Source organism: Agrococcus sp. AC640b, from assembly GCF_979255995.1.
In genome coordinates, this window is sequence record NZ_CEEDMM010000012.1 from 23,595 (window position 1) to 48,216 (window position 24,622).

General features: G+C 72.4%; 24 protein-coding genes and 1 pseudogene. 9 read left to right on the forward strand and 16 right to left on the reverse strand.

The annotated features are described in order from the left end of the window. Positions 1-67: 67 nt before the first annotated feature. Complete coding sequence (locus ACZ6H8_RS06555) at positions 68-1,126, reverse strand: trans-sulfuration enzyme family protein (RefSeq protein ID WP_464145668.1); 1,059 nt, start codon at positions 1,124-1,126, stop codon at positions 68-70. A gap of 101 nt (positions 1,127-1,227) precedes the next feature. Here ACZ6H8_RS06555 and ACZ6H8_RS06560 point away from each other — a divergent pair, with 101 nt between their 5' ends. Together ACZ6H8_RS06560 and ACZ6H8_RS06565 are read left to right on the forward strand one after the other, a co-directional pair. Further along, on the forward strand, positions 1,228-2,112 hold the full coding sequence (locus ACZ6H8_RS06560) for a diacylglycerol/lipid kinase family protein (protein ID WP_464145670.1): 885 nt from the start codon (positions 1,228-1,230) through the stop codon (positions 2,110-2,112). After that, a complete protein-coding gene (locus ACZ6H8_RS06565; protein WP_464145671.1) occupies positions 2,109-3,209 on the forward strand; it encodes a phosphatase domain-containing protein in 1,101 nt (366 codons plus the stop codon). Before ACZ6H8_RS06560 ends, ACZ6H8_RS06565 begins: the two co-directional genes overlap by 4 nt. Here ACZ6H8_RS06565 and ACZ6H8_RS06570 read toward each other — a convergent pair. Then, on the reverse strand, positions 3,206-4,225 hold the full coding sequence (locus ACZ6H8_RS06570) for an NUDIX domain-containing protein (RefSeq protein ID WP_464145673.1): 1,020 nt from the start codon (positions 4,223-4,225) through the stop codon (positions 3,206-3,208). The two genes, ACZ6H8_RS06565 and ACZ6H8_RS06570, sit on opposite strands and share 4 nt — an antisense overlap. Then, a complete protein-coding gene (locus tag ACZ6H8_RS06575; protein ID WP_464145675.1) occupies positions 4,218-4,436 on the reverse strand; it encodes a hypothetical protein in 219 nt (72 codons plus the stop codon). The genes ACZ6H8_RS06570 and ACZ6H8_RS06575 overlap by 8 nt, the downstream gene beginning before the upstream one ends. A 54-nt stretch (positions 4,437-4,490) precedes the next feature. On the opposite strand from ACZ6H8_RS06575, the gene ACZ6H8_RS06580 reads away from it, so the two are divergent. Next, positions 4,491-5,837, forward strand: a complete 1,347-nt coding sequence (locus ACZ6H8_RS06580; protein ID WP_464145677.1) for an MFS transporter — start codon at positions 4,491-4,493, stop codon at positions 5,835-5,837. A 135-nt stretch (positions 5,838-5,972) separates the two neighbouring features. Here the strand turns inward: ACZ6H8_RS06580 and ACZ6H8_RS06585 are convergent, their stop codons facing one another. Both ACZ6H8_RS06585 and ACZ6H8_RS06590 read right to left on the reverse strand, forming a co-directional pair. After that, on the reverse strand, positions 5,973-7,949 hold the full coding sequence (locus tag ACZ6H8_RS06585) for a S9 family peptidase (RefSeq protein ID WP_464145679.1): 1,977 nt from the start codon (positions 7,947-7,949) through the stop codon (positions 5,973-5,975). Next, positions 7,949-8,716, reverse strand: coding sequence for an SDR family oxidoreductase (locus tag ACZ6H8_RS06590; RefSeq protein ID WP_464145681.1), 768 nt, complete (start codon positions 8,714-8,716; stop codon positions 7,949-7,951). Before ACZ6H8_RS06590 ends, ACZ6H8_RS06585 begins: the two co-directional genes overlap by 1 nt. Before the next feature lie 126 nt (positions 8,717-8,842). Between ACZ6H8_RS06590 and ACZ6H8_RS06595 the strand changes: the two genes are divergently transcribed. The 4 genes and pseudogenes from ACZ6H8_RS06595 to ACZ6H8_RS06610 all read left to right on the forward strand — a co-directional run bounded on the left by ACZ6H8_RS06595 (position 8,843) and on the right by ACZ6H8_RS06610 (position 11,881). After that, positions 8,843-9,301: an NfeD family protein gene (locus tag ACZ6H8_RS06595; protein ID WP_464145682.1), complete on the forward strand. Its 459-nt coding sequence runs from the start codon at positions 8,843-8,845 to the stop codon at positions 9,299-9,301. Positions 9,302-9,342: 41 nt separating this feature from the next. After that, positions 9,343-10,248, forward strand: a pseudogene (locus ACZ6H8_RS06600) (SPFH domain-containing protein); the annotation flags it as partial. Between the two features lie 356 nt (positions 10,249-10,604). Continuing rightward, on the forward strand, positions 10,605-11,345 hold the full coding sequence (locus ACZ6H8_RS06605; RefSeq protein WP_464145684.1) for a glycerophosphodiester phosphodiesterase family protein: 741 nt from the start codon (positions 10,605-10,607) through the stop codon (positions 11,343-11,345). A gap of 74 nt (positions 11,346-11,419) precedes the next feature. Then, complete coding sequence (locus tag ACZ6H8_RS06610) at positions 11,420-11,881, forward strand: VOC family protein (protein WP_464145686.1); 462 nt, start codon at positions 11,420-11,422, stop codon at positions 11,879-11,881. A 39-nt stretch (positions 11,882-11,920) separates the two neighbouring features. Here ACZ6H8_RS06610 and ACZ6H8_RS06615 read toward each other — a convergent pair whose 3' ends face one another. The 10 genes from ACZ6H8_RS06615 to ACZ6H8_RS06660 form a co-directional block, all read right to left on the reverse strand. After that, positions 11,921-12,652 carry a glycosyltransferase gene (locus ACZ6H8_RS06615; protein WP_464145688.1) on the reverse strand — a complete coding sequence of 244 codons (732 nt, stop codon included), beginning with the start codon at positions 12,650-12,652 and terminating at the stop codon, positions 11,921-11,923. Next, complete coding sequence (gene lnt / locus ACZ6H8_RS06620; protein ID WP_464145741.1) at positions 12,645-14,174, reverse strand: apolipoprotein N-acyltransferase; 1,530 nt, start codon at positions 14,172-14,174, stop codon at positions 12,645-12,647. The genes ACZ6H8_RS06615 and lnt overlap by 8 nt, the downstream gene beginning before the upstream one ends. 22 nt (positions 14,175-14,196) lie before the next feature. Continuing rightward, positions 14,197-16,635: a DEAD/DEAH box helicase gene (locus tag ACZ6H8_RS06625; RefSeq protein ID WP_464145689.1), complete on the reverse strand. Its 2,439-nt coding sequence runs from the start codon at positions 16,633-16,635 to the stop codon at positions 14,197-14,199. Further along, positions 16,632-17,441: a twin-arginine translocase subunit TatC gene (gene tatC, locus ACZ6H8_RS06630; RefSeq protein ID WP_464145691.1), complete on the reverse strand. Its 810-nt coding sequence runs from the start codon at positions 17,439-17,441 to the stop codon at positions 16,632-16,634. Before tatC ends, ACZ6H8_RS06625 begins: the two co-directional genes overlap by 4 nt. Before the next feature lie 3 nt (positions 17,442-17,444). Then, entirely contained in the window at positions 17,445-17,651 is a 207-nt protein-coding gene (locus ACZ6H8_RS06635) for a twin-arginine translocase TatA/TatE family subunit (RefSeq protein WP_464145693.1), read from the reverse strand. A gap of 84 nt (positions 17,652-17,735) precedes the next feature. Further along, positions 17,736-18,686 (reverse strand): helix-turn-helix transcriptional regulator, encoded by a 951-nt coding sequence (locus ACZ6H8_RS06640; protein ID WP_464145695.1) that lies wholly within the window; start codon positions 18,684-18,686, stop codon positions 17,736-17,738. Continuing rightward, complete coding sequence (locus tag ACZ6H8_RS06645; RefSeq protein ID WP_464145697.1) at positions 18,686-19,660, reverse strand: helix-turn-helix transcriptional regulator; 975 nt, start codon at positions 19,658-19,660, stop codon at positions 18,686-18,688. The genes ACZ6H8_RS06640 and ACZ6H8_RS06645 overlap by 1 nt, the downstream gene beginning before the upstream one ends. Then, entirely contained in the window at positions 19,657-20,634 is a 978-nt protein-coding gene (locus ACZ6H8_RS06650; RefSeq protein ID WP_464145699.1) for an FKBP-type peptidyl-prolyl cis-trans isomerase, read from the reverse strand. The genes ACZ6H8_RS06645 and ACZ6H8_RS06650 overlap by 4 nt, the downstream gene beginning before the upstream one ends. After that, on the reverse strand, positions 20,631-21,638 hold the full coding sequence (locus tag ACZ6H8_RS06655) for a tRNA (adenine-N1)-methyltransferase (RefSeq protein WP_464145701.1): 1,008 nt from the start codon (positions 21,636-21,638) through the stop codon (positions 20,631-20,633). Before ACZ6H8_RS06655 ends, ACZ6H8_RS06650 begins: the two co-directional genes overlap by 4 nt. Continuing rightward, positions 21,635-22,303 (reverse strand): HAD family hydrolase, encoded by a 669-nt coding sequence (locus tag ACZ6H8_RS06660; RefSeq protein WP_464145703.1) that lies wholly within the window; start codon positions 22,301-22,303, stop codon positions 21,635-21,637. The genes ACZ6H8_RS06655 and ACZ6H8_RS06660 overlap by 4 nt, the downstream gene beginning before the upstream one ends. Positions 22,304-22,394: 91 nt before the next feature. On the opposite strand from ACZ6H8_RS06660, the gene ACZ6H8_RS06665 reads away from it, so the two are divergent. Beyond that, complete coding sequence (locus ACZ6H8_RS06665) at positions 22,395-23,384, forward strand: PAC2 family protein (RefSeq protein ID WP_464145705.1); 990 nt, start codon at positions 22,395-22,397, stop codon at positions 23,382-23,384. 14 nt (positions 23,385-23,398) lie between these two features. Next, positions 23,399-24,397, forward strand: a complete 999-nt coding sequence (locus ACZ6H8_RS06670; RefSeq protein ID WP_464145707.1) for a phosphotransferase enzyme family protein — start codon at positions 23,399-23,401, stop codon at positions 24,395-24,397. An 18-nt stretch (positions 24,398-24,415) separates the two neighbouring features. On the opposite strand, the gene ACZ6H8_RS06675 is transcribed toward ACZ6H8_RS06670, so the two are convergent. Continuing rightward, on the reverse strand, positions 24,416-24,610 hold the full coding sequence (locus tag ACZ6H8_RS06675; RefSeq protein WP_464145709.1) for a DUF2256 domain-containing protein: 195 nt from the start codon (positions 24,608-24,610) through the stop codon (positions 24,416-24,418). Between the last annotated feature and the right edge of the window lie 12 nt (positions 24,611-24,622).

The following is a 24,622-nucleotide window of genomic DNA, read 5'->3' on the forward strand; positions in this document are numbered from 1 at the left end:
CTCAGCCTAGGACCGACCTCCGACCGGAGCATCCTCGCGCGATGCGAGGCGCGTCCCTCCCCCGCGCTCAGGCGTCGAGCGCCTGCAGCAGGTCGGCGACGACGTCGTCGGCGTGCTCGATGCCGACCGACAGCCGGATGAGGCCCTCGGGGATGCTCTTCGACTCGCTCGCCCAGCGCCTGCGACGCTCGAGGGTCGTCTCGACGCCGCCGAGGCTCGTGGCGTGCCGCGCGAGCCGTACCGCGCCGACGACGCGGTCGGCGCGCTCCGCCGAGGCGACCTCGAACGACACGACGGTCGAGAAGCCCGGGTAGCGCACGCGCACGACGTCGGGGTGCGCCTCGAGCGCCGCGACGACGGCCTTCGCCGTCGCCTGCGCACGCTCGAGCCGCACGTCGAGCGTGCGCAGCCCGCGCAGCACGAGGTACGCCTCGAACGGGCCGGGGATCGCGCCGTGCAGCGATCGATTGCCGTGCAGCCGCTGCAGCCACGCGGCATCGCGTGTGACGACGGCGCCGAGGATGACGTCGGAGTGGCCGGAGAGCAGCTTCGTCGCCGAGTGCACGACGACGTCGGCGCCGTCGTCGAGCGGCCGCTGCAGCAGCGGCGTGGCGAACGTGTTGTCGACCGCGACGGGCACGCCCGCGGCCTTCGCCGCCGCGACGATGCGCGCGAGGTCGGCGACCTCGAGCGCCGGGTTCGTCGGCGTCTCCATCCAGACGAGCGCCGCGCCCGGGATCGCTGCGATCACGGCGTCGACGTCCTCCACGTCGACGTGCACGGGCTCGATCCTCCCTGCCTCGCGGTGCTGCTCGAGCAGGCCGAGCGCGCCCTGGTAGGCGTGACGCGGCACGACGACCCGCCCGCCGACGGGCACCTGGTCGAGCACGGCCGCGACCGCTGCCATGCCGGAGGCGAAGGCGAGCGCGTCGCCGCCCTCGAGCGCGCCGATCGCATCCTCGAGCGCGGTCCAGGTGGGGTTCTGGAAGCGGGCGTACTCGAGGTCGCCGCCTGCGATGAACGCGGACGCGAGGGTCACGGGCACGTTGAGCGGCTGATCCGACTCGGCGGCGGGGCGGCCTGCCGTGACGGCGACGGTGGCGGGGTGCTGGCTCGCATGGGTCACGCGCTCAACGCTACGGCCAGCTGCGAGCCGCCCCCGGCATCCACACGGCACTGCGCGGCCCGTTGCGCAGGCACCCAGGCGAGCGGGACTAGCCTTCCAGCGTGCCGGTCGTCATCGCGAACCCGATCGCGCGCGCATCGATGCGAGGCGTGCGCGCGCTCGAGTCGGCAGGCGCCACCGACGTGCGGTGGACGGGCGACGACCGGGCAGACGTGCTCGCCGCGCGCGCCCTCGCCGAGGGTGCGGACGCCGTGATCGTCGTCGGCGGCGACGGCACGATCCGCGACGTCGCCGAGCAGCTCGCGGGCACGGGCGTGCCGATGGGCATCATGCCAGCAGGCACCGCGAACCTCTTCGCCCGCAACCTCGACCTGCCGCTTCGCGACCTCGACGCGGCGGCGGCCATCGCCGTCGGCGCCACCGCCCTGCCCACCGACCTCGGCCGCGTCGCGCTCACCGCCGACGGCCGCATCGACCCGCCGCGGGTGTTCCTCGTCGTCGTCGGCATCGGCAACGACGCCGTCGCCGTCGAGGCCGCCTCGCTCGCACGCAAGCGCAGGCTCGGATGGGGTGCGTACGTCGTGGCGGGCGTGCGCCGCTTCGCGCATCCGCTGCTGGCGGTGCGCGCGAGATTCGACGACGGCCCGACGATGCGCACGCAGGCGTGGACGGTGCTCGTGCACAACACGGCACGGATCACGCTCGGGCTGCGCGTCGTGCCCGGCACGCGACCGGACGACGGCCTGCTCCACGTCGCCGCCGTCTCGCCGAAGCGCATCCTGCACTGGGGTCGCATCGCCGCAGCGGGGATGGGCCTCGCGCGCGCGGAGGGCGTGCTGTCGCACCGTCCCGCCCGCCGCGTGCATCTCGAGGCCGACCGCATCCCCGTGCAGATCGACGGCGACGCGCTCGGTCGCATCACGACGCTCGACGCATGGATCGACCCCGGCGTGCTGCTCGTGCGCCGACCAGGAGGCTCCCGATGAACGACCCCCGCACCCGCATCCTCACGACCCTCGGCGAGGCCGAGCGGCTCGATGCCGTGCTCGCGGGCTTCGACCTCGACCGGCTCATGCGCGCGTTCGACGGCCCGTTCCTCACCCGCGACCGCAGGCAGGAGCTCGCGGCGCTGCTGTGCCTCGACCGGGCGGAGGACCTGCCCGCGTCGATGCTCGCCGACGTCGTGCACGCACTGCGCTCGCTGCGCCATCGCGCGACCTTCTCGGGCGCGATCCGCGGCGTGTTCGACTCGCTCGCCGGCGAGGACTTCCGCGACTTCAAGTACCGCCTGAACGCCACCGGCGACAGGCACGACCTCGAGCACGTCGTCTTCGAGCGACTCACCTTCACCGATCGCCGCCACGTGCTGCGACGCATCCGCGAGGAGGCGCGCAGCCTCGCGCAGCACGAGCTGCGCATCCTGAGCGACATCGACGACACGGTGAAGTCGATGCTGCACGACCGGCGCTTCGCCCGCGGCACCGTCTACCCCGGCGTCGTCGCGTTCCTGTCGGAGCTCGACCACGGCGCCGCCGCAGAGCCCGGGCGCCCTGGCGACCTCACGTTCGTCACCGCGCGGCCGGAGGGCCCGCGCGCGCTCATCGAGCAGTACACGCGCGACGCCCTCGCACCGTTGGGGCTCCCGCCGCACGCCGTGCTGGGCGGCTCGTTCCTCAACATCGCGACGAAGGCGTCGATCGCGGCGCGCAAGCTGCAGAACTTCGAGCACGAGCGGCAGCTCTTCCCCGAGTGCCGCTACCTCTTCGTCGGCGACTCCGGACAGGCAGACCCGCAGGTGGGTGCCGCGATGGTCGCGAGGGCTCCCGACTTCGTGGCGCGCGTGCTCATCCACGACGTGACGAACGTCGATGCCGGCAGGCGCCGCAGGTGGGACCGGCAGGGCATCTCGACGTTCCAGACCTACTCGGGCGCCGCGCGCATCGCAGAGGGCCTCGGTCTCATCTCCGAGGACGGCGTCGTCCGCGTGCACGCGGCGGTGCTCGAGGGGCTCGCCGCCGACGGCGTGCGCGACGGCCACCGGCAGGCGCTCGTCGAGACGGCGGAGCGCGAGGTGCAGCGCTAGGAGGCGCCCGCCTCGCTCGCGAGCTGCGCCTGGAGCCACGCGTGGCCGGCCTCCATCGCCACCGCGGGCGCGCTCGACGAGCGTACGAGCAGGTCGTCGGCCGTCTGCCGCGCGTGCGCGACGAGCCACGCGGGCCAGCCGTGGCTGACGGATCTCGCGGCGAACTCGTCCTCGTCGTCGAGCCACGGCGCGAGGCCGCTCGCCGGCACCACGAGGTCGAGGTCGAGGTCGACGTACTCGACGATCCAGCCGTCGGGGCCGCGCCGCACGGTTGGGGGCGTCGACACGTCGACGTACGCGTCGACGTCGGCCCGATCCCACCAGCCGGGCAGCATCCACGTGCCGTCGGCCCATGCCACGGTCGTCGGCGGCACGAGCCGCACGAACGAGTGGCCGGAGAGGTACTCCTTGCGCCAGCCCTTCTGCACGGTCGTGCCCGCGTCGACGCCGATCCACAGCCCGTGCTCGTCGGTGCCCAGCACGCGCGCGTCGTAGCGCCAGTGCGGCTTGCCGTTCCACTTCACGCCCTCGACGCGCACGGCATCGCCAGGCTGCGGGTCGCCCCCCGCGAGCCGGTCGAGCTGCGCGAGCACGTCCTCGTCGCTGAAGACCTCGTCGGAGGCGCGGATCTCGTCGGCGGTCCACCACCGGTGGCCGAGGATGTCGTCGACCTCGTCGTCCATGCGGTGCTCGTCGCCCGGCGCGAAGCGCTCGCACCGCCACAGGAACGTCACCGCGTCGGTCGCGACGTACGGGTGGCCGTCGGGATGCGGCACGCGCACGTGCCCGATGGGCCCGACGAGGTCGTCGTCGCCGACGCGCCTGCCCGTCTCCTCGAACAGCTCGCGGATCGCAGCCTCGCGCTCGGTCTCGTCACCCTCGATGCCGCCGCCCGGCGTCAGCCAGCGCGGCGGCGCGACGTCGCCGTCCCACCTGGTCTGCAGCAGGAGCGCGGCGCCGGTCTCGTCGACGCAGAGGACTCGCGCCGTGCGGCGCACGCCCCGTCGATCAGGCATCGCGGGAGTCGCCCGGCGTCGCGTCGCCCTCGGCGGCAGCGTCCGAGCCGGCGGCTTCCGACGCGGCGGCGGCCTCGGCCGCACGGCGCCTGCGCGACACGAGCAGCACGATCGCTCCCACGACGACGATGGCTGCCGCCACCGCCGCGATGACCCACGAGGCGATCTCGGTCGCGGTCACGGGCAGCTGGTCAACGGCGAGAGCGTCCACAGCCCGATCCTACGGGCCGACCGCGGCAGCCGAACCTGTGTAGGTTCGATGACCATGTCGACGACGACCCACGCACCCGTCAGCCTTCGAAGGTCCGTCTCCAACACGCTGAAGGGCTCGGCGGGCAACCTCGTCGAGTGGTTCGACGTCTACGTCTACTCGGTCTTCGCCACCTACTTCGAGTCGCAGTTCTTCTCCGAGGGGCAGGAGGGCACCGGCATCTTCATCTGGGCGATCTTCGCCGTGACGTTCCTCATGCGGCCCGTCGGATCCTGGTTCTTCGGCCGCCTCGCCGACCGTCGCGGTCGCCGCTTCGCCCTCACGGTGTCGGTGTCGCTCATGGCGGCGTGCTCGTTCGTCATCGCCATCACGCCCACCGCCGCCGTCATCGGAGCGGGCTCCGCCATCATCCTCATCCTCTGCCGCCTCGCGCAGGGCTTCGCGACCGGCGGCGAGTACGGCACGTCGGCGACGTACATGTCGGAGGCGGCGATCCCCGGCAGGCGCGGCTTCCTGTCGTCGTTCCACTACGTGACCCTCGTGGGCGGCCACGTGCTCGCCCAGGCGACGCTGCTCATCATGGTGCTGACGCTCTCCGACGAGGCCATCTCGTCGTGGGGCTGGCGCGTGGCGTTCGGCATCGGCGGCGTCGCCGCGATCGTCGTGTTCTGGCTGCGACGCACGATGGACGAGTCGCTCACCTCCGACGCGATCGACGCGGTGCGCACGGGGGCCTCGAAGCAGTCGGGCTCGATGCGCGAGCTGCTCGTCGTGCAGTGGCGTCCGCTGCTGCTGTGCTTCCTCGTCACGATGGGCGGCACCGTCGCGTTCTACACCTACTCGGTCAACGGACCCAACATCGTCAAGGCGGCGTTCGCGGGCGACGACGTCGTGACGGGCACCGTCATCAACCTCATCGCGCTCACGATCCTCATGCTGCTGCAGCCGCTGGGCGGCTGGCTCTCCGACATCGTCGGCCGCAAGACGCTCCTGGTGTTCTTCGGCATCGGCGGCGTGCTCTACACGTGGTTCCTCATCACGTTCCTGCCGCAGCAGACGAGCCCTGTCGCTGCGTTCGCGATCCTCGTGGGCGGCTTCGTGATCCTCACCGGCTACACGTCGATCAACGCGGTCGTGAAGGCGGAGCTGTTCCCGACCCACATCCGCGCGCTCGGCGTCGGGTTCGGCTACGCGATGGCGAACTCGCTCTTCGGCGGCACCGCTCCCCTGCTGTTCACCGCCGCGAACGGGGCCGGCCAGGTGCCGCTGTTCATCGGCTACGTCACGATCGCGATCGCCGGCTCGCTCGTCGTCTACGTCGTGTTCCTGCGCAACAAGGGTCAGAACTGGCTCGACGACGAGTCGGGCATGCGCGAGCGGGCGGAGGCGCGCACGCGCTGACGCACCGGCGAAGCACCGGCCAGGATCGCGTCTCGCAGGCGATGAGGGGTGCTCGAGGGGTATCTTCCCTCGGCACCCCCGGATCGCCTGCGAAACGCATCTCCGAGTGGAGCGCGGCCGGCGAGTCGCGACCGATCAGGCGGGGATGTGCCTGCCGAACCACTCGAGCACGGCCTCGAAGCGCTCGACGCGGTGCCGCGGCTGACCGGAGCGCGTGAGCTCGTGGTCCTCCCCGGGGAAGACGAGCAGCTCCGACTCGGTGCCCTGCCGGTGCAGCGCCGCGAAGTAGCGCTGCGCCTGCTCGAGCGGGCAGCGCAGGTCGCGCTCCGAGTGCACGACGAGGGTGGGCGTCGTCACCTGCGACACGACCGCCATGGGGCTCTGCGAGCGCACGAGGTCGGGATCGGTGCCGACGTACTCGTCGCCGAAGAACGATCCGATGTCGCTCGTGCCGACGAACGCGTCGGGGTCGAGGAAGCCGCGCTCGACGATCGCCGCGCGGAAGCGGTGGTCGTGCGCGATGGTCCACGCCGTCAGGTACCCGCCGTACGAGCCGCCCATGATGCCGACCCGGTCGGCGTCGAGCTGCGGATGCGCAGCGAGCGCGCCGTCGAGGAAGTCGAGCACGTCGTGCAGGTCGACCGTGCCCATCCGCTGCCGGATGGATCGGCCGTGCGCCTGGCCGTAGCCGGCCGAGCCGCGCGGGTTGCACTGCACGACGGCGTAGCCGGCATCGACGGCGACCTGCGCCTCGTCGAACACGTGCACGCCGTACTGGGCGAACGGTCCGCCGTGAATGTTGAGCAGCACCGGGTGCGGGCCCTCGCCCTCCGGCAGCCACACCCAGCCGTGCACGCGCTCCCCGTCGCGCACGACGAGGTCGTGCTCGACGGGCACCACGAGCCCTGCGGCCTGCAGGTCGGCGCCGAAGTCGGTGAGGATGCGCACGGTGCCGTCGGCCTCGACGACGCCGAGCTCGCCGAATGACGTCGGCGTCTGCACGGTGACGACGATCGTGCCGCCGGCGGCGGCGACGCCCGTGGCCTCGGTCGCGTCGGTCGTGCGACGCGTGACGCCATCGGCGCCCACGTGGAGCACCTGCACGCGTCCGCGCGTGCGGTCCTGCACGAGCACGCCGTCGTCGACGAGCGTGAGGTGGCCCTCGGAGAGGTCGATCGTCTCGTCGTCGGTGCGACGATCGACGACGTCGCCGACGACGCGGTAGAGGGCGGCGTTGCGGGCGACGAAGTCGATGCCGGACGCACCGACGTGCTGGGCGACGACCCAGATCCCGTGCGCATCGGCGAGGATCTCGCCGATCGACAGGTCATGGCTCCTGCCGAGCACCTCGCGCTCGTCGCCGCCGTCCGCGGGGATCGCGACGACGACGCCACGCAGGTCCGTGGCGGCGCCGTGGTCGTCGCGGATCGCGAGCACCTCGGTGCCGTCGGCGCTCCAGACGGCGCCGACGTGGTCGACGTCGCCGGAGGTGAGCACCCTCGCCTCGGGGATGCGCGAGGCGGGCTTCGGCGCCTCCTGGTCGCCTGCATCCGCGGGCGTGGCGGCACGCTCGTAGACGGGCTCGGCCCCGGCGTCGAGGATCGACGCGACGGCGACGCGGCTGTGCGCGTCGATGCGGTAGCCGACGCCGTTGCGCTGCGCGTGCAGGTCGACGATGCGGCGCGGCGACTGCGCGTCGGCCGTGAGCCCCTCGACGGTGCGACCGCGGCCGGGCTCGACGTCGCGCACGGTCAGCGCGAGCCGTGCGCCGTCCGGCGAGATGCGGAAGCCGGTGACGCCGCCTGGCGCATCCGTCGTCTGCACGGGCTCGCCGCCACCCGCCGGCATGACCCACACCTGCGTGCGGTCCTTGGCGTCGGCGCGCAGGAACAGGATGCGCGTGCCGTCGGGGGTCAGCTGCGGCGCTGCATCGGCGACGCCCTGCGTGAGGCGCACGCGCGAGCCGTCGGCGAGCGAGATGCGCCACAGCTGGCCGACGCCTCGGTTGGCGGCGATCGACGGCCGGGATGCGGCGACGACCGCCCACGACCCATCGGGGTGGACGGCCGGTCGCGACAGCTCGACGAGGAGCTCGATGTCGGTGGCGCGCATCAGGCGCTCGCCTGGAATCCGGAGACGTCGCCCACGAGCCTCGTGTGGTCGTGCGGCACGGGGTCGACGACGGCTCGTGCGACCTCGGCGGCGAACTCGTCGACGTCGTAGAGCCGTCCGGCCTCCTCGCGGCGGCCCGCGATCGCGCCAGGGTTCGCGCGCTCGAGCAGCGTCGCGGTGATGGTGCCCTCGATCATGTCGCCGGAGACGACGACGAGGTCGATGCCACGCGCCTTCAGCGCGATGATCCGGTCGCGCAGGGCATCTTCGCCAGCGCGCTTCGACAGCGCGACGGCCTCGTACTCGGGCATCGTCGGCACGGTGCGGATGAAGTGGGCCTGGTGGCTCGTGACGAACACGACGCGCGCACCCTCGCGCAGCACGGGGATCGCGGCGTCGAGCAGCGCGACCTGCGCATCGCGGTTGAGGCGCATGGCGTAGTCCTCGCCGAGGCTCGCCTCCATGCCGCCCGAGGCGTTCATGACGAGCACGTCGAGGCCGCCGTAGGCGTCCTTCGCGGCCTGGAACATCGCCTCGACGTTCGCAGGCTCGGTGAGGTCGGCCTGCACGACGAGCGCCTGCACGCCTGCCTCGCGCGCGGCTGCCGCGACCTTCTCTGCGCGCGGTGCCTTGTTGCGGTAGTTGACGACGACGTCGGCACCTGCGCCGGCGAGGTAGCCGACGGTCGCGGCGCCGATGCCACGGCTCGATCCGGTGACGAGCGCGGCCTTGCCTGCGAGCGATGCAGGCTGCAGCGGGTTCTCCACGAGTGCTCCTTCGTTCTCGACCTTCGACCCTACCGCCGCCGGGGTGCGCACCCCGTGCAGTCGATGCGTGATGCGGCACCCAGGCAGCGCGCGGATGCGATCGGTAGGGTGGCCTCAGGAGGCGCGATGGACATCTTGATGTGGGCGTGGGTCGGGTGGCTCGCCATCGCGCTCATCTGCCTCGTCATCGAGCTCATCACGCTCGAGCTCACCTTCCTCATGCTCGGGCTCGGCTCCCTCGTGGGACTCGTCGCGAGCCTCACGGGCCTCCCGCTCTGGGCGCAGGTCATCATCGCGGCGATCGCGGCCGCGATGTTCCTCTTCCTCGTGCGACCGTCGCTGCTCAACCGCATCCACCGATCCGGGCAGAGCGCGCGCACGAACGTCGACGCGATCGTCGGTCTCGCGGGCGAGGTCACGAACCAGTTCGTGCGGCTCGCGGGCGAGGTGACCCTCGCGAACGGCGAGACCTGGTCGGCGCGCCTCTCCCCCGTGACGCGCCCGCGCGACCTCGACGTCGGCGAGCGCGTCGTCGTCACCGCCATCGAGGGTGCGACGGTCGTCGTCGTGCCCGCAGAGCGCTGACCCCACCGAACCTGAACCCGAACCGCTAGGAGACGCACGACATGGACCTCTTCGGCCCAGTCCTGCTGCTGATCATCGTCGCGATCGTCCTGATCGTCGTCATCGTGATCATCGCCAGGTCGATCCGCATCATCAAGCAGGGATTCACGGGCATCGTGGAGCGCCTCGGCCGCTTCCACCGCGTGCTCGGCCCCGGCCTCAACATCCTCGTGCCGGTCATCGACCGTCTCGCCTACAGCGTGGACATGCGCGAGCAGGTGCGCACCTTCCCGCCGCTGTCCGTCATCACCGAGGACAACCTGAACGTCGCGATGGACACCGTCGTGTTCTTCCAGGTCAACGACCCGCGCTCGGCGACGTACGAGATCGCCGACTACCTGTCGGCCGTCGAGCAGCTCACCGCGACGACGCTGCGCAACGTGGTCGGCTCGATGAACCTCGAGGAGGCGCTCACGAGCCGCGACGTCATCAACTCGCAGCTGCGCGCCGTGCTCGACCAGGCCACCGGCAAGTGGGGCATCAAGGTCACGCGAGTCGAGCTCAAGTCGATCGACCCGCCCCCCTCGATCCTCGAGCCGATGGAGAAGCAGATGCGCGCCGAGCGCGAGCGTCGCGCCGCCATCCTCACGGCAGAGGGCCTCAAGCAGTCGCAGATCCTCGAGGCAGAGGGTTCGCGACAGTCGACGATCCTCCGCGCGGAGGGTGACGCGAAGTCGCAGGTGCTCCGTGCAAAGGGTGACGCCGAGGCGCAGGTCGTGCTCGCAAAGGGTGAGTCGGAGGCCATCGAGCGCGTGTTCGCGGCCATCCACGCCGGCGACGCCGACAACAAGCTGCTCGCCTACCAGTACCTCCAGACGCTGCCGAAGCTGGCGGAGGGCGACGCGAACAAGCTCTGGATCATCCCGTCCGAGCTCACCGACGCGCTGCAGGAGATCGGCAAGGGCTTCTTCCAGGGCAAGGCGGAGGTGCCGTTCCAGGCGACGAAGACCTTCTCCGACGACCAGGGCGCCTCGATCCTCGACGAGACGTTCGAGCCCGACTCGGTGAGCGACGTCTCGGTGCCGTCGATCGCCGACACCCTCCGGGACTCGGGCATCGACCCGCAGGGCGCTGGCGAGACGACCACGATCTCGTCGTCGACGTCGTTCGCCGACGAGACGCCGGGCGTGGGTCTCGAGGATGCGCTCGACTCGGTGCGCGAGGCGGAGCAGGAGGTGCCGGGTCAGGCACCGCAGCCGCCCGCGCCGCAGCAGCCGTCGCCGCCCGCTCCCCCGCAGCAGCAGCCGCCGGTCCCGCCGCAGCAGTGACGTTCCTCGAGGGGCCTCGGCCGCGCATCCTCGCTCATCGCGGGCTTGGCGTCGAGGCCCCCGAGAACACGCTCGCGGCATTCCGCACCGCCGACGCCGTCGGCGCCACCCACGTCGAGTCCGACGTGCGCGTGAGCGCCGACGGCGTCGCCATGCTGCACCACGACGAGAGCCTCGATCGCGTCGCGGGCTCGCCGCTGCGGGTGGCCGATGCATCGCTCGCGGAGCTGCAGGCGATCGACCTGGGCGACGGGCACGGCGTGCCGACGCTCGCCGAGGCCATGGAGGCGCTGCCGCACGTGCGGTGGAACCTCGACCTCAAGGTGCCGGAGGCCGTCGCCCCCGCCGTCCGCGCCATCCTCGATGCCGACGCCGTCGGCCGCGTGCTCGTGACGTCGTTCGACGAGGCCACGCGAGCGCGAGCGGTCTCCGCGCTGCCAGGCGTCGCCACGAGCGCGTCGCGCGCCATCATCGTCCGAGCGCTCGTCGCCGTGCGGCTGCGGCGCCGCAGGGCGCTGCACCGAGCGCTCGCGGGCATCGACGCCGTGCAGGTGCCCGAGCGGCATGGTCGGCTGCGCATCGTCGACGCCCGCTCCGTCGCCGCCTTCCACGACGCGGGCGTCGAGGTGCACGTGTGGACGGTGAACGCCCCCGACGACATGCGCAGGCTCGTCGCGCTCGGGGTCGACGGCATCGTCACCGATCGCGCCGACCTCGCCGTGGCGACGCTGCGCTGAGGCCCCCCGCGACGCTCGCGATCGCGTGTCCGTGGACGCGGCTACCGTTGCGGGCACGCGACGAGGAGGATGCCATGACCATCGAATTCCAGGTGACGTTCGACGCCCACGACCCGAAGACGCTCTCCACGTTCTGGCGTGATGCGCTCGGCTACGTGCACCCGCCGCCGCCCGGCGTCGAGCTGGCGCACGGCGAGCAGCCCCTCGACGCGTGGGAGGCGTTCCTCGAGCGCATGGGGGTGCCCGTCGAGCAGCGCAACGCGTCGTCGGCGCTCGAAGACCCCGACGGCGCGCGGCCGAGGCTGTTCTTCCAGCAGGTGCCCGAGGGCAAGACGGCGAAGAACCGACTCCATCTCGACCTCCGGGCCGCCGCTGGCGTGCCCGCGGCCGAGCGCATGGCCGCGCTCGAAGCCGAGTGCGAGCGGCACGTGGGGCTCGGAGCCACGCGTGTGCGCAGGCACGAGCCCGAGGCGCCGCTCTCCCTCGGCTTCATCGTCATGCAGGATCCCGAGGGCAACGAGTACTGCCTCGACTGAAGGCGCCCTCGACGCCGGCCCGCGGCGATCTGCGAGCGCCTACGCCTTGCGGCTGCGCGGCCGTGCACGGATGCCGCGCGCACCCCAGAGGCTCACGCGTCGCAGCGTGTCGAGCATCATGCCGACGTCGGTCTTCGACGTGCCGACGGCGCGCTCGGTGAACTGCACCGGCATCTCGACGATGCGACCACCCTCCTGCGCGACGCGGACGGCGAGCTCGATCTGGAACGCGATCGAGTCCGATCGCATGCGGTCGATCGGCATGCGACGCAGCACGCGCGTCGAGTAGACGCGGAACGTCGAGGTTAGGTCCTGCACGTCGGTGCCCAGCAGCGTGCGTGCGTAGCGGTTGCCTGCCCGCGACAGCACGCGCCTCCGACCCGCCATGGCGCGCACATCGCCGCCTGGCACCCACCGGGAGGCGATGACGAGGTCGACGTCCTCCGCGATCGCGTCGAGCATCTCGCCCAGCAGCGTGACGTCGTACGAGCCGTCGGCGTCGATGACGGCGATCGCGTCGACGCCGGCGGCGAGGCCGCGGGCGAAGCCCTCGCGCACCGCCGAGCCGTACCCCCGGGCGGTTCGGTGCAGCACCTCGATGCCCTCGTCGCCATCGGCGAGGCGGTCGGCGAGCGCTCCGGTGCCGTCGGGGCTCGCGTCGTCGACGACGAGCACGCGGGCATGCGGCACGCTCTGCCGCAGCCGACCGATCGTCCGCTCGAGGCTGTCGATCTCGTCGAAGGTGGGCACGATCACCAGGGCGCTAGGCACGCCGCCTCCTCACGATGGCGAGGCCCAGCAGCGCCCCGAGCGCCGCGATCGCGATCGCACGCTCGATCGCTGCACCGGCGGCCATCGCGGGCGTCACGGTGTCGCTCAGCGGCAAGGTCTCGATCATGGCTCCAGGCTCGTACTGCGGCAGCCTATCGACCATCGTGCCGTCGGGCAGGACCATGGCGCTCGTGCCGACGGTCGAGATGTTCACGAGTGCCCTGCCTGCCTCCTGGGCGCGCAGCTGCGCGATCGCGAGCTGCTGCACGTTCTCCCACGACCCCTCGCCGAAGTCGGCGTTGTTCGTGGGCGCCAGGATGAGCTGCGCCCCGTGGTCGACGACCATCTCGCGCACGAGCGCGTCGTCGATGATGTCGAAGCAGATCGCGAGCCCGTACGACACCCCGTCGACGTCGAACGCGTTCGCGCTCGTCGGGTCGAGCGAGTAGTCGCGCGGGATGAGGTCGAGGAAGCCGAGCGCATCGAGGATCGGTGCGAAGAAGTCCCGCTCGGGCAGGTACTCGGCGAACGGCACGGGGTGGCGCTTGTGGTAGTCGGCCTGCACCCCCTCGTCCCACAGCAGCAGCGAGTTGTAGGCGTCGACGTCGTCACCCTCGCCCTCGTACGTCACTGCGCCGAGCACGATGGGCGCATCGACCCGCTCCTGGACGTCGTCGAGGATCGCGACGGAGCCCGGCTGGTCCTGCGGCTGCTGCTCGCCGGCGTTCTCCGGCCACACGAGCAGATCCATCTGCTCGCCGCCCAGCAGCTCGGTCGCCGCGGCGTGCTGACGGATGATGTCGCCCCGCTGGTACTGGGCGAGCAGACCCGCCTCGCTGTCGCCCTGCACGGCGCCGATGCGCACCTCGCCCGACTGCTCGACGGGGAAGGCGGGGATCGCGACGAGCAGCACGGCCGCCGCGGCCGCGATCGTCACCCGGCGCCGCACGAGCATCGTGCGCGCGAGCGTCAGGCATGCGCCGAGCGCTGCGACGAAGGCGATGAGGAAGGTGAGGCCGGGCGCGCCGACCCACGACACCGCGTCGCCGATGGGGCTCGAGGCCTGCGAGTACGCGAGCCTGCCCCACGAGAACCCGCCCCACGGCACGGTCGACGAGAGCGACTCGCGCAGCATCCAGATGCCTGCGAGCAGCGCCGGCATCCCCACGAGCCGTGCCAGCGGGCTGTGCGACCGCTCCCCCAGCCGCCACGCGAGCGCAAGCAGCATGCCGCCGAGCCCCCACCACAGCGCCATGAGGCCCGCGAGTCCCACGAGCGGCACGGGCCCGAGATAGACGGTGATCCACTGGATGTGCGCGAAGAAGAAGACGGCGCCCGTGAGCGTGCCGATGCCGAAGGCGGCCCACGTTCGCCTGCCCCGAAGCGCGACGAGCGCGAGCGCGACGCCGGGCAGCACGAGCGGCCACCAGTCGAACGGCTGGAACGACAGCACGAGCAGCACCGCGCCGCCGACGCTCGCGAGCAGCGAGCCCCACACCGGCAGCGGCGCGCGCATGCGCATCGGCCTCACGGCGCCATCACCATCACAGCGGCTCCTGCCCGAGGTCGGCGACGCCGCGTCGGATGCGCTCGACCGCGTCGCGCGCCGTGCGGCGGATGCGGGCGGAGCCCACGTCCTGCAGCTGCTCGAGCACGTCGACCGTCTGACGCACCCAGCGCACGAAGTCGCCGGCGGCGAGGTCGGTGTCGCGCAGCACGACGTCGAGGTGCGCACCGCGCGCCCATCGATGCATCGCGACCGACAGACCGGTCTGCGGTGGCTCGCTGCCCGGCAGCCGCTTCGACCGCTCGAGGTCGTCGAGCTCGGCCCACAGCGTGGAGGTCGCTGCGAGCGCGTCGCGGAACGGGCCGCCTGGCAGATGGCGCTCGGAGGCCTGCTCGCCGCGCCGCGGCTCGAACACGAGGGCGCACACGAGCGCGGCGAGATCGGCGGCGTCGAGGCGCGTCCACAGTCCGCGGCGCAACGACTCGGCGACCAGCAGGTCGCGTTCGCCGTAGATGCGGCGCAGCGTCTCGCCCGATGCCGTCACGACCTCGTCGCCGTCATCGCCACGGACCACGTACTCGAGGCTGCGCAGCACGTCGCAGATGCGGTCGAACTGCTGCGCGACCTGCCCCGTGCGGCGGGAGATCTGCCGATCGACCTGGTCGACCTCCCGGCGCAGCCGCCAGTAGCGCTCCCCCCACCGTGCGTGCTGCTCGCGGTCGGGGCACGCGTGGCAGGGATGCGAGCGCATGAGCGCACGCAGGTCGCGCAGCCGCTCCTGCACCCGTTCGCGCTCGCCGTGGCCGAGCCCGGCGCGCTGCGCCTCGCGTTCGAGGTCGCTCGACTCGCGGCGCAGCGCCGCGTAGGCCGTGAAGTCGCCCATGTGGCACGTCATCGCCTCCGCATAGCCGTCGAGGCTCGTGCGCTGCTCGACGACCTTCCTCGCGAGCTGCACGACGGAGCGATCGGCCTGGAACTGCGCGAACGACGTCTCGAGCACCCCGCGCGTGCGGTCGACGCCGAAGCGGTCGATGAGGTTCACGGCCATGTTGTACGTCGGCCGGAAGCTCGAGTGCAGCGGATACGAGCGCCTCGAGGCGAGGTTCGCGATCTCCTGCGGCGTCTCGTCGCCGGACCAGACGACGACGGCGTGCCCCTCGGTGTCGATGCCGCGTCTGCCTGCACGACCCGTGAGCTGCGTGTACTCGCCGGGCGTGATGCGCACGCGCGCCTCGCCGTTGAACTTCTCGAGCCGCTCGAGCACGACGGTGCGGGCCGGCATGTTGATGCCGAGCGCGAGCGTCTCGGTCGCGAACACGACCCGCAGGAGTCGCCGTTGGAACAGCTCCTCGACGATCTCCTTGAACACCGGCAGGAGGCCGGCGTGGTGCGCGGCGACGCCGCGCTCCAGCCCGTCGAGCCACTCCCAGTAGCCGAGCACCGCGAGGTCGGACTCGTCGAGCCTGCGCGTGCGCTCCTCGACGAGCGCGCGGATCTCGCCGCGCTCCTCGGCGGTCGTGAGCGTCGCCCCACCTCGCACGACCTGCTCGACGGCGGCGTCGCATCCCTTGCGGGAGAAGATGAAGCAGATGGCGGGCAGCATCGACGCCTCGTCGAGCAGGTCGACGAGCGCGACGCGGTCGAGCCGGCGCTGCTGGGCTCCGCCGCGCCAGGACGACGAGTCGCGGACGTCTGCGCCGCGACGCTGGCCCTTCCTGCCGGACTGACCGCGACGCACGTGCCGGTTGTGGCCGCCACGGTCACGGTGCCCGTGGCCGGCGGAGCCGTCGCTGCCGCGCGTGCGCTCGACGAGCTCGCGGCTGGGACGGTGGCTCTCGGCGTCGCCGCGCGAGTCGAAGAGGTCGACGAGCGAGCCGCGCACGAGCACGTGCGCGTCGAGCGGCACGGGGCGGTGCTCGCTGACGACGATGCTCGTCTCGCCGCGCACCGCCTGCAGCCAGGCGCCGAACTCCTCGGCGTTCGACACCGTCGCAGACAGCGACACCATGCGCACGTGGCTCGGGAGGTGGATGATGACCTCCTCCCACACGGCGCCGCGGAAGCGGTCGGCGAGGTAGTGGACCTCGTCCATGATCACGTGCTCGAGGTCCGAGAGGTCGCGCCCCTCGTAGAGCATGTTGCGCAGCACCTCGGTCGTCATGACGACGACGCGGGCGTCGCCGCGGATCGACGTGTCGCCGGTGAGCAGCCCGGCGTCGTCGCCGTACACCGCCTGCAGCTCGCGGAACTTCTGGTTCGAGAGCGCCTTCATGGGCGTCGTGTAGAAGACGCGACCCGTGGGGGCTGCGAGGGTGAGGTGGATGGCGAACTCGGCGACGATCGTCTTGCCGGCCCCCGTGGGGGCGGCGACGAGCACGCTGCTGCCGTCCTCGACGAGCTCGCACGCCTGGCGCTGGAACGGGTCGAGGCCGAACGGGAGCGCTGCGCCGAAGGCCTCGGTGGCGACGTACGTCACGCGGGCTGCCCGACGGCCGCGTCGGCGGCGAGCCGCTTCGCGCGACGGCGGTCGTTGAGCACGGCGAAGCCGCCGGCTGCGAAGTAGAGCACGACGATGGGCCCTGCGATGAGGAACATCGACAGCAGCTCGCCCGCAGGGGTCACGCACGCGGCGAACAGCGTGATGCCGAGCACCGCCCATCGCCAGCCCGCGAGGATCGCCCGGCCCGTGATGGCGCCTGCCAGGTTGAGGAAGACGATCACGACGGGCACGACGAAGCCGAGGCCGATGGCGACGACGAGCTTGAACGAGAAGTCGAAGTACTCCTGGGCCGACAGCACCGACGTCGTGCCCTGCGGCGCGAAGCCGACGAAGAGCTGCACGATGCGCGGCAGCAGCAGCCAGCCCATGGCGCAGCCGCCGAGGAACAGCGGCACGGCGGAGGCCAGGAAGCCCCACACGTAGCGGCGCTCCTTCTTGTGCAGGCCCGGCAGCAGGAACGCGAGCACGTGGTAGAGCCAGACGGGGCTCGCGGCGATGACGCCGACCAGCAGGCCGATGCGCATCTTGATGTCGAACGACTGCGTGATGAACGTGAAGTTCAGCTCGACGATGCGCTCCTCCTGCAGCGGCGCCAGGGGCGCGGCGAGCAGCTGGAGGACGAAGTCGGAGAGGAAGAAGCCGCCGATGCCGAGCACGGCGATCGCGGCGAACGAGATGACGAAGCGCGTGCGCAGCTCACGCAGATGCTCGACGAGGCGCATGCGCCCCTCGGCGTCGCGTGTGCGCCTGCCGCGCTTCGTGGCCCCGGCCGTGACGGCCATGCGCTACTTCGAGTCGCGCGCGTCGCTCGACGTCGTGGTCGTCTCGGCGTCGTCCGCCGAGGCATCCTTCTTGACCTCGCGCTTGAAGATGTTGATCGACTCCCCCACGCCCTTCGCGAGCATCGGGAGCCTCGTCGCGCCGAAGATCAGCACGACGATGATGAGGATGACCCACCAGTGGGAGGCCAGGTTGGCGCCGAATCCGCCCATGAGCGTTTCCTCTCGTCGTCGTCCCAGACTACCGCGCCGAGGGCTCCCGCGTGCCGCGACCTGGGCCTGGCGGCTGTGCCGTGGCTATGCGTCGGCAGCGCCGTCGCCGGCGCGCAGCGCATCCTCGGCGAAGCGGCGCAGCGCGGCGCGCGCGGATGCCGGCCGCAGCACCACCGCGTCGCCACCGAGGGATGCGACCTGGCGCAGCACCGCGTCGACGTTCCACACGCGGATCTCGACGATCTCGTGATCGCCGTCCTGCCGCGACGGGCCGTCGGCGTAGTCGGCGAGCATGGCCGCCGCGGCAGGCGTCGCGCGCACGACGATCGTCTCGTCGGGGTCGATGCGCTCGCGGGCGGGCACGAGCGCCGCGTCGGGGAAGGCGACGTCGGCGTGCGCGACCGACTCGGTGCGGTCGATGCGGAACCGGCGCTCGGCGCCACGGTCGAGGTCGTAGCCCACGACGTACGCCTGTCCGTCGCGCAGCTCGAGCGCCGTCGGTGCGACGGTGCGGCGCTCGGTCGGAGCGCCCGGCTTGCGGTAGTCGAGGTGCACGACGACCCGGTGCTCGATCGCATCGCGCACGGCGCGGGCCGCGCCGTCGGCGACGGGCGCCTCGACGCCGAGCGTCGCAGCGGCAGGCACCGCCGCGCGCCGCAGCCGCTCCACGAGCGAGGCGACGGCGTCGTCGTCGACGCCCTGCACGCCCATGATCAGCCGCAGGCCCGCGAGGATCGCGCCCACCTCGCGTGGTGCGAGACGGATGACGTCGCCGTCGAGGGCAGGGCGATAGCCGAGCTCGATGACGTCGTGATCCTCGAAGGCGTCGATGTTGAGGTCGAAGCGGTCGAAGTCGCCGAACCCGTCCGGCACGCCAGCCATGAAGATGAGCCGCACGGCCTCGCGGATGCGCTGCTCCGACACGTCGAAGTGCGCGGCCGCCTGCGCGACCGTCACGCTGCCCTCCGCGGACAGGTACGGGATGAGCGCGACCAGCAGCGCGACCGACTGCCGCTGTCCCTTCGGCTTCGCCATCAGCCCTCCTCCCCGTGCGCGTCGCGGATGCGCTCGAGTCGCGCCCGCACGAGCCGCACGAGGCTCGCGGGCTCCAGCACGACCACCTCGGCGCCGTAGCCGGTGAGCTCGTCTGCGAGCAGGTTCGTGTCGGCGTGGTGCAGCGTGAGCACGTCGCCGTCGACCGTCGTGTCGCGTCGGCGGGCGAGTCGCACCTCGGCGTCCGAGCCCGGCAGCACACGGACGGTCGCCGTCGCCGAGCGCCAGATGCGCTCGAGGTCGGCGAGCGCCGCATCGGCGGCGCCCTCGGGCACGACGAACGGCTCGCGCGGGCGGTGCTGCGTGACGTCGCTCACGATGCGGCGCATGAGGAACGTGCGCGTCTCGCCGCGGTCGACGTCGAACCCGTGCACCATCCATCGGCTGCGGAACAGCAGCACGCACCACGGCTGCACCGTGCGCCTCGTGGCGTCGCGCTCGCCGGGCTTCAGGTACGAGAACTGCACGACGGCGCCGCGCTCCGTCGCACGCTTGAGCGACTGGAACGCGCGGTCGACCGCGGACTGCCTCGGCGAGATCGCCTGCGCGAGGCCCCGCCGGAAGCGCGGATCCGCGCGCAGCTTCGTCGTCGCCAGCTGCGACTCCTCGCTGAGCCCGCCGTCGCGCCACACGCGCAGCGCGAGGTCGATGAGGGTGCGCTCGGCATCGGAGAAGGCGAGATCCTCCGGCGTGCCGACGGCCGCGTGCAGCAGCCGATAGCGCGACTCCTGGTTGTTGTCGTGCTCGGCCGGCGGCGTGAAGACGTCGATGACGAACCCCTGCTCTCGCAGGTCGTCCTTGTCGCGCTCGAACTGCCGCTCGAGCGCCGCGTCGATCGCACGTCCCTGATAGCCGGCGACGCGCTCGAAGAGCTCGCGCTTCGTCGCACCGTGCGCAGCGTGGAGGAGCGCCAGGGTCAGCGAGAACTGGCGCTCCTCGACGCTGATCGGCGTCACGGCGTCTCGGCGTCCAGGATGTCGATCACGAACACGAGCGTGCGGCCGTCGTCGTAGCCGAGCTCGGGCGGCACGACCGCCACGACCTGGCTGCCGACCTGCTGGCCGACCACGGCCTGCTGGAAGCCGGGGATGAGGTCGGCGAGCCCGAACGTCGCAGGCGTCGAGCCCCACGTCGTCTCGGTGACGGCCTCGGCGCCCCACTCGATGAGCGTGTACTGCACGACGACCGTGTCGGACTCGCCGACCTCCTCGCCGCCGCCACGGATCGTCGTGGCGACCGTCAGGTCGCTCGGCGCGGCACTCGTGGGGAACGTGATGCCGGGAGTGCCGTCGGTCGCGAGCGAGATCGCGGGCAGGCCGTTCGTCGCAGGCTGCGGGAAGCCGTCTGCGCGACCTGCGAACGTGTCGGCGACGTGCAGCACGAGCACCGCGGTCGACTGCGGGTCGACGCCTGCCTGCGCGACCGACTCGCCGAAGAGGTCGACGTACGGCGCGACGAGCGCGACCGTCGAGTCGGCGGTGGCGCACTCGAGACCCTGCGACAGCACGGTCTCGCCGCCTGCGAGCGACGTCAGCTGCTGCGAGGCGGGCTGCGCGGGCTGGCCCGAGCCCGCAGCGAGCGTCTCGAGCAGCTCGGCGTCGGTCGACTCGAGCACGCCGCCCGTCGCGCCGTCGTAGAGCGTGTAGTCGGCGATCACGACGTCGCCGATGGCGGCGGGCTCGTCACCGGCTCCCATGATGCTCGCCTGCGGCGCGTCGATCGCGAGCGGCGTCGAGAACGGCACCTCCGATGGCGGCAGGTCGTCGGAGAGCGACGCGGCGACGGCGTTCGAGGCGCCTCCCGGCTGGATGGCGGGCGTGCAGCCGGCGATCGACTGCTCCGACGGCACGACGTGGCACGCGGTGAGCGCGGAGCCGACGACGAGCAGGGCTGCTGCCGCCGTCAACGGGCGGCGGATGGGCTTGATCACTCGGTGTCCTCGGGTCGGGAGTCGGTGTCGATCGTACCGGCGGCGAGGCGGTCGGACTGCCGCCGCGCATCGCGCAGGGCACGGCGCAGGCGCTTGTCGCTCTTCTCGCGATCGCCGACGGCGCCCGGCGTCCACGCCTCGACGTCGGCATCGGTGTACGACGCCGTCTTGCTCGCACGTCGCTTGAACGACGGCAGCTCGACGTCGTCGGCGATGCGACGCGCCGTCATGAGGAAGCCGGTGTGGGCGACCATGCGGTGGTCGGGGCGCACGGCGAGGCCGTCGACGTGCCACGAGCGCACGAGCGTCTCCTGCGACTGCGGCTCGGTGAAGCGGCCGTCGGCGCGCACGGCCTCGACGGTGCGCGACAGCTGCGTCACGGTGGCGACGTAGGCGAGCAGGATGCCGCCTGGCTGCAGCGCCGACGCCGACGCATCCACGCACTCCCACGGTGCGAGCATGTCGAGCACGACGCGGTCGGCGGTCTGCGCGGGCACGTGGTCGCCGAGCGTCTCCGCGAGGTCGCCGACGACGGTGCGCCACGTCGCGGGCCGTTCGCCGAACCATCCCTCGACGTTCGCCTCGGCGATGTCGAGGAACTCCTGGCGACGCTCGAACGAGACGAGCTCGCCCTGTCCAGCGAGGGCGCGCAGCAGCCACAGCGACAGGGCGCCGGAGCCGACGCCCGCCTCGATCACGCGCAGGCCGGGCTGCACGTCGGCGTAGGTGAGGATGTGCCCGGCGTCCTTCGGGTACACGATCGCGGCGCCGCGCGGCATCGACATCACGTAGTCGTGCAGCAGCGGACGCACCGCGAGGTAGGCCTGCTCGCCGACGTGCACGACCGAGCCGTCTGGCATGCCGACGATGTCGGCGTGCGGCAGCGCACCGTGCTGCGTGTGGAACGTGAGGCCCTCGGTGAGCACGATCGTGTGCAGCCGCTGCTTGGGGCCTGTGAGCTGCACGGGGTCGCCGAAGCGCAGCGGGCCGGTGCGCGGCATCATGCGCGCACCCCCACGAGCGCTCGCACGTCGTCGACGGTGCGCCCTGCGAGCGTCGGCCACAGCACGATGCCCTCGACGGCCTCGAGGTCGGCCTCGTGCGGCACGCCCACGGTCACGACACCCGCGTCGCGCGCGGCGGCGGTGCCGGGGATCGAGTCCTCGAACGCGACGCACGCCGACGCGCGCACGCCGAGCGCGTCGATCGCCTGCAGGTACGGGTCGGGGTGCGGCTTGCCGCGCGCGACCTCGTCGCCCGTGACCGACACCGCGAACGGCTGCACGCCGAGCTGCTCCTCGCTCGCGGAGAGCACGAGCTCGACGAGGTCGCGCGTCGACATGGTCACGAGCCCGAGCGGCACGCCAGCCGCGCCGAGCGCGGTGAGCAGCTCGGCGGCGCCCGGACGGAACGGCACGTGCTCGCGCAGGCGTGCGATGACCTCGCTCGTCAGACGCTCGACGATCGCATCGGCGTCCATCGCGACGCCTCGGCCGATCATGTAGCGCGCACCGTCCCACAGGTCGACGCCGACGAGGGCGCTCTCGTCCTCGAGGGTCCACGCCACGTCGAACTCGTCCACGAGGCGGCGTTCGGAGACGCGCCAGTAGGACTCGCTGTCGATGAGGGTGCCGTCGAGATCCCACAGCACGGCATCCAGATCGCTCACCGCACCATCCTACGTTCCGCCGATGGGGGAACCGACCGGACGGCGCTCGGGCTCGGGCGTAGTGTGGTCGCCTGATGAGGGGACGCCGCACGTGAGCACGGGACCGATCGTCGGGCGCATCATGCTCGTCGCGTTCGAGGGTTGGAACGACGCAGGAGAGGCTGCCTCCGGCGCCGTCCGCCGCGTCATCGAGGCGTGCGAGCTCGAGCCCTTCGACGAGATCGAACCCGACGACTTCGTGGACTTCACGTTCGCCAGGCCCATGATCCGCCGTCTCGAGGACGGCTCCCGCGCACTGTCGTGGCCGGCGACGATCGTGTACGCGCCCACGCGCTCGAGCGTGCGCGAGCCCATCGTCGAGGACGCGGGCCTGTCGGTCTCGACGGGCGCCGAGGGTGAGCTCTTCGCGCTGCTGGGCGCGGAGCCCAGCAGGAGCTGGATGGACTTCGCCGAGCAGGTCGTCGACATCGCCAGGCAGTGCGAGGTCGACGCGATCGTCTTCGTCGGCGCGATGCTCGCCGACGTGCCCCACACGCGTCCGACGCCGACGAGCGTCACGAGCGAGTCGGCGTCGCTGCGTCACCGGCTCGGCGTGCAGCAGAGCGACTACGAGGGCCCGACGGGCGTCATGTCGGTCATCGCGATGGCCGCGGAGCAGGTCGGCATCCAGACGGCGAGCGTGTGGGCGTCGGTGCCGCACTACGTGCACGCCACGCACGTGCCGAAGGCGACGATCGCGCTCCTCGACCGCCTCACCGAGCTGCTCGACATCACCGTGCCGCTCGGCGACCTGCCCAGGCAGGCGGGCGAGTGGGAGACGGGCGTCGACGAGCTCGCCGACCGCGACGACGACATGCGCGCCTACATCGGCCACCTCGAGCAGCAGCGCGACACGGTCGAGAGCCCGGAGGCCTCCGGCGAGGCGCTCGCGAAGGAGTTCCAGCGGTTCCTCGAGACCGTCGAGCCCGCACCCGACGACGAGGATGCCGCCGACGCCGACGCCGACGCCGACGCCGACGACGCGTCGCCAGACGACGGCCCGCCCGACGACGACCGCTCCGCTCCCCCGCCGCCCGTCTGACGCCGGGTCCGACGATGGATGCGGCCACGCCCGTGCCGTTCGCCGGCCGCCCCGAGCACGAGCAGGTGGCGGTGCTGCAAGACGTCGCGGTCGAGGCGGCGCGCGGCTTCGACCTCGACGTGCGAGCGATCGCCCCGGTGCTGCTGGCGTACAACGCGACGTACCGCGTCGACGAGCCGGCGGCGTCGTGGGCGCTGCGGGTGCTCATCGGGTCGCACAGCGGGGCCCGCGAGATCGCTGCGCAGCAGGCGTGGCAGCTCGCGCTCGCCGACGAGGCCGACCTGCGGGTCCCCGTGCCCAGACGCGCCGCCGACGGCGGCTGGGCCGTCGTCGTGCCGTCGGCTGCCGCGGGGCGCGACGTGACGGTCACGGCCGCGAGCTGGCTGCGCGGCGACGACGTCGGTGCGCTCGACGTCGACGTCGCGCACGAGCTCGGTGCGACGGTCGCGCGCATGCACGAGCATGCTGCGAGCTGGAGGCCGCCGGCAGGCTCGCGCGTGCCCGCCTACGACGGCGCCCTGGTCGGCGACGAGCCTGCCCTGCTCGACCATCCGTCGCTCAGCGCCGACGACCGCGACGTGCTGCACCGTGCGCTCGAGGTCGCCGACGCCGCGCAGGCTCGTGCGCACGCGTCGGATGCCGTCCGCATCCTGCATGCCGACCTGCACGTCGGCAACCTCAAGCGCTCGGGCGCGTCGCTCGAGGTGCTCGACTTCGACGACGCCGCGATGGGCGTGCCCGCCCTCGACCTGGCGATCTGCGGCTTCTACGCCGACCTGCCCGAGCTGCGTGCAGCGATCGAGCGCGGCTACCGCACCGTGCGCGCGCTCCCGGACGTCGACCCCGCCGACGTCGAGGCGATGCTCGCCGGGCGCCAGCTGCTGCTCGCGAACGACATGCTCGGCTCCGTCGCGACAGCCCTGCGCGCCGAGGGCGAGGCGTACCTCCACCGCGCCGTCGCCCGGCTCGAGGCATGGCAGTCGACGGGCAGGTTCTCGCGCTCCGCCGCCTGACGCGGCGACGCGGCCCGTTCAGCGCTGCGCGTCGCCGGTGCCGGTCGGGCCGTGACCGGGGCGTCGGCGCGCCGCGGCGGCGTCGGCACGGCACCGCCGCGAGCAGTACCGCACCTCGTCCCACTGGTCGCGTCCGCTCCAGCGCTTGCGGTCGTCGAAGTCGCGGCCGCAGTGCGCGCAGGGCTTGCTCCTGCGCGGCGGGGTGCGAGGCATGCGGGTGCGTCC

What these genes read in the sequence shown, in the direction of transcription:
- ACZ6H8_RS06585 (WP_464145679.1), bottom strand. Translation starts at nt 7,949, where the DNA reads ATGCGCGCCACCGACATCGAGCTCCTCGTCGAGCTGTCGCGACCGGCC.
- ACZ6H8_RS06640 (WP_464145695.1), bottom strand. Translation starts at nt 18,686, where the DNA reads ATGGCGAAGCCGAAGGGACAGCGGCAGTCGGTCGCGCTGCTGGTCGCG.
- tatC (WP_464145691.1), bottom strand. Translation starts at nt 17,441, where the DNA reads ATGGCCGTCACGGCCGGGGCCACGAAGCGCGGCAGGCGCACACGCGAC.
- ACZ6H8_RS06635 (WP_464145693.1), bottom strand. Translation starts at nt 17,651, where the DNA reads ATGGGCGGATTCGGCGCCAACCTGGCCTCCCACTGGTGGGTCATCCTC.
- lnt (WP_464145741.1), bottom strand. Translation starts at nt 14,174, where the DNA reads ATGCGCATGCGCGCGCCGCTGCCGGTGTGGGGCTCGCTGCTCGCGAGC.
- ACZ6H8_RS06595 (WP_464145682.1), top strand. Translation starts at nt 8,843, where the DNA reads ATGGACATCTTGATGTGGGCGTGGGTCGGGTGGCTCGCCATCGCGCTC.
- ACZ6H8_RS06675 (WP_464145709.1), bottom strand. Translation starts at nt 24,610, where the DNA reads ATGCCTCGCACCCCGCCGCGCAGGAGCAAGCCCTGCGCGCACTGCGGC.
- ACZ6H8_RS06655 (WP_464145701.1), bottom strand. Translation starts at nt 21,638, where the DNA reads ATGATGCCGCGCACCGGCCCGCTGCGCTTCGGCGACCCCGTGCAGCTC.
- ACZ6H8_RS06670 (WP_464145707.1), top strand. Translation starts at nt 23,399, where the DNA reads ATGGATGCGGCCACGCCCGTGCCGTTCGCCGGCCGCCCCGAGCACGAG.
- ACZ6H8_RS06580 (WP_464145677.1), top strand. Translation starts at nt 4,491, where the DNA reads ATGTCGACGACGACCCACGCACCCGTCAGCCTTCGAAGGTCCGTCTCC.
- ACZ6H8_RS06610 (WP_464145686.1), top strand. Translation starts at nt 11,420, where the DNA reads ATGACCATCGAATTCCAGGTGACGTTCGACGCCCACGACCCGAAGACG.
- ACZ6H8_RS06570 (WP_464145673.1), bottom strand. Translation starts at nt 4,225, where the DNA reads ATGCCTGATCGACGGGGCGTGCGCCGCACGGCGCGAGTCCTCTGCGTC.
- ACZ6H8_RS06565 (WP_464145671.1), top strand. Translation starts at nt 2,109, where the DNA reads ATGAACGACCCCCGCACCCGCATCCTCACGACCCTCGGCGAGGCCGAG.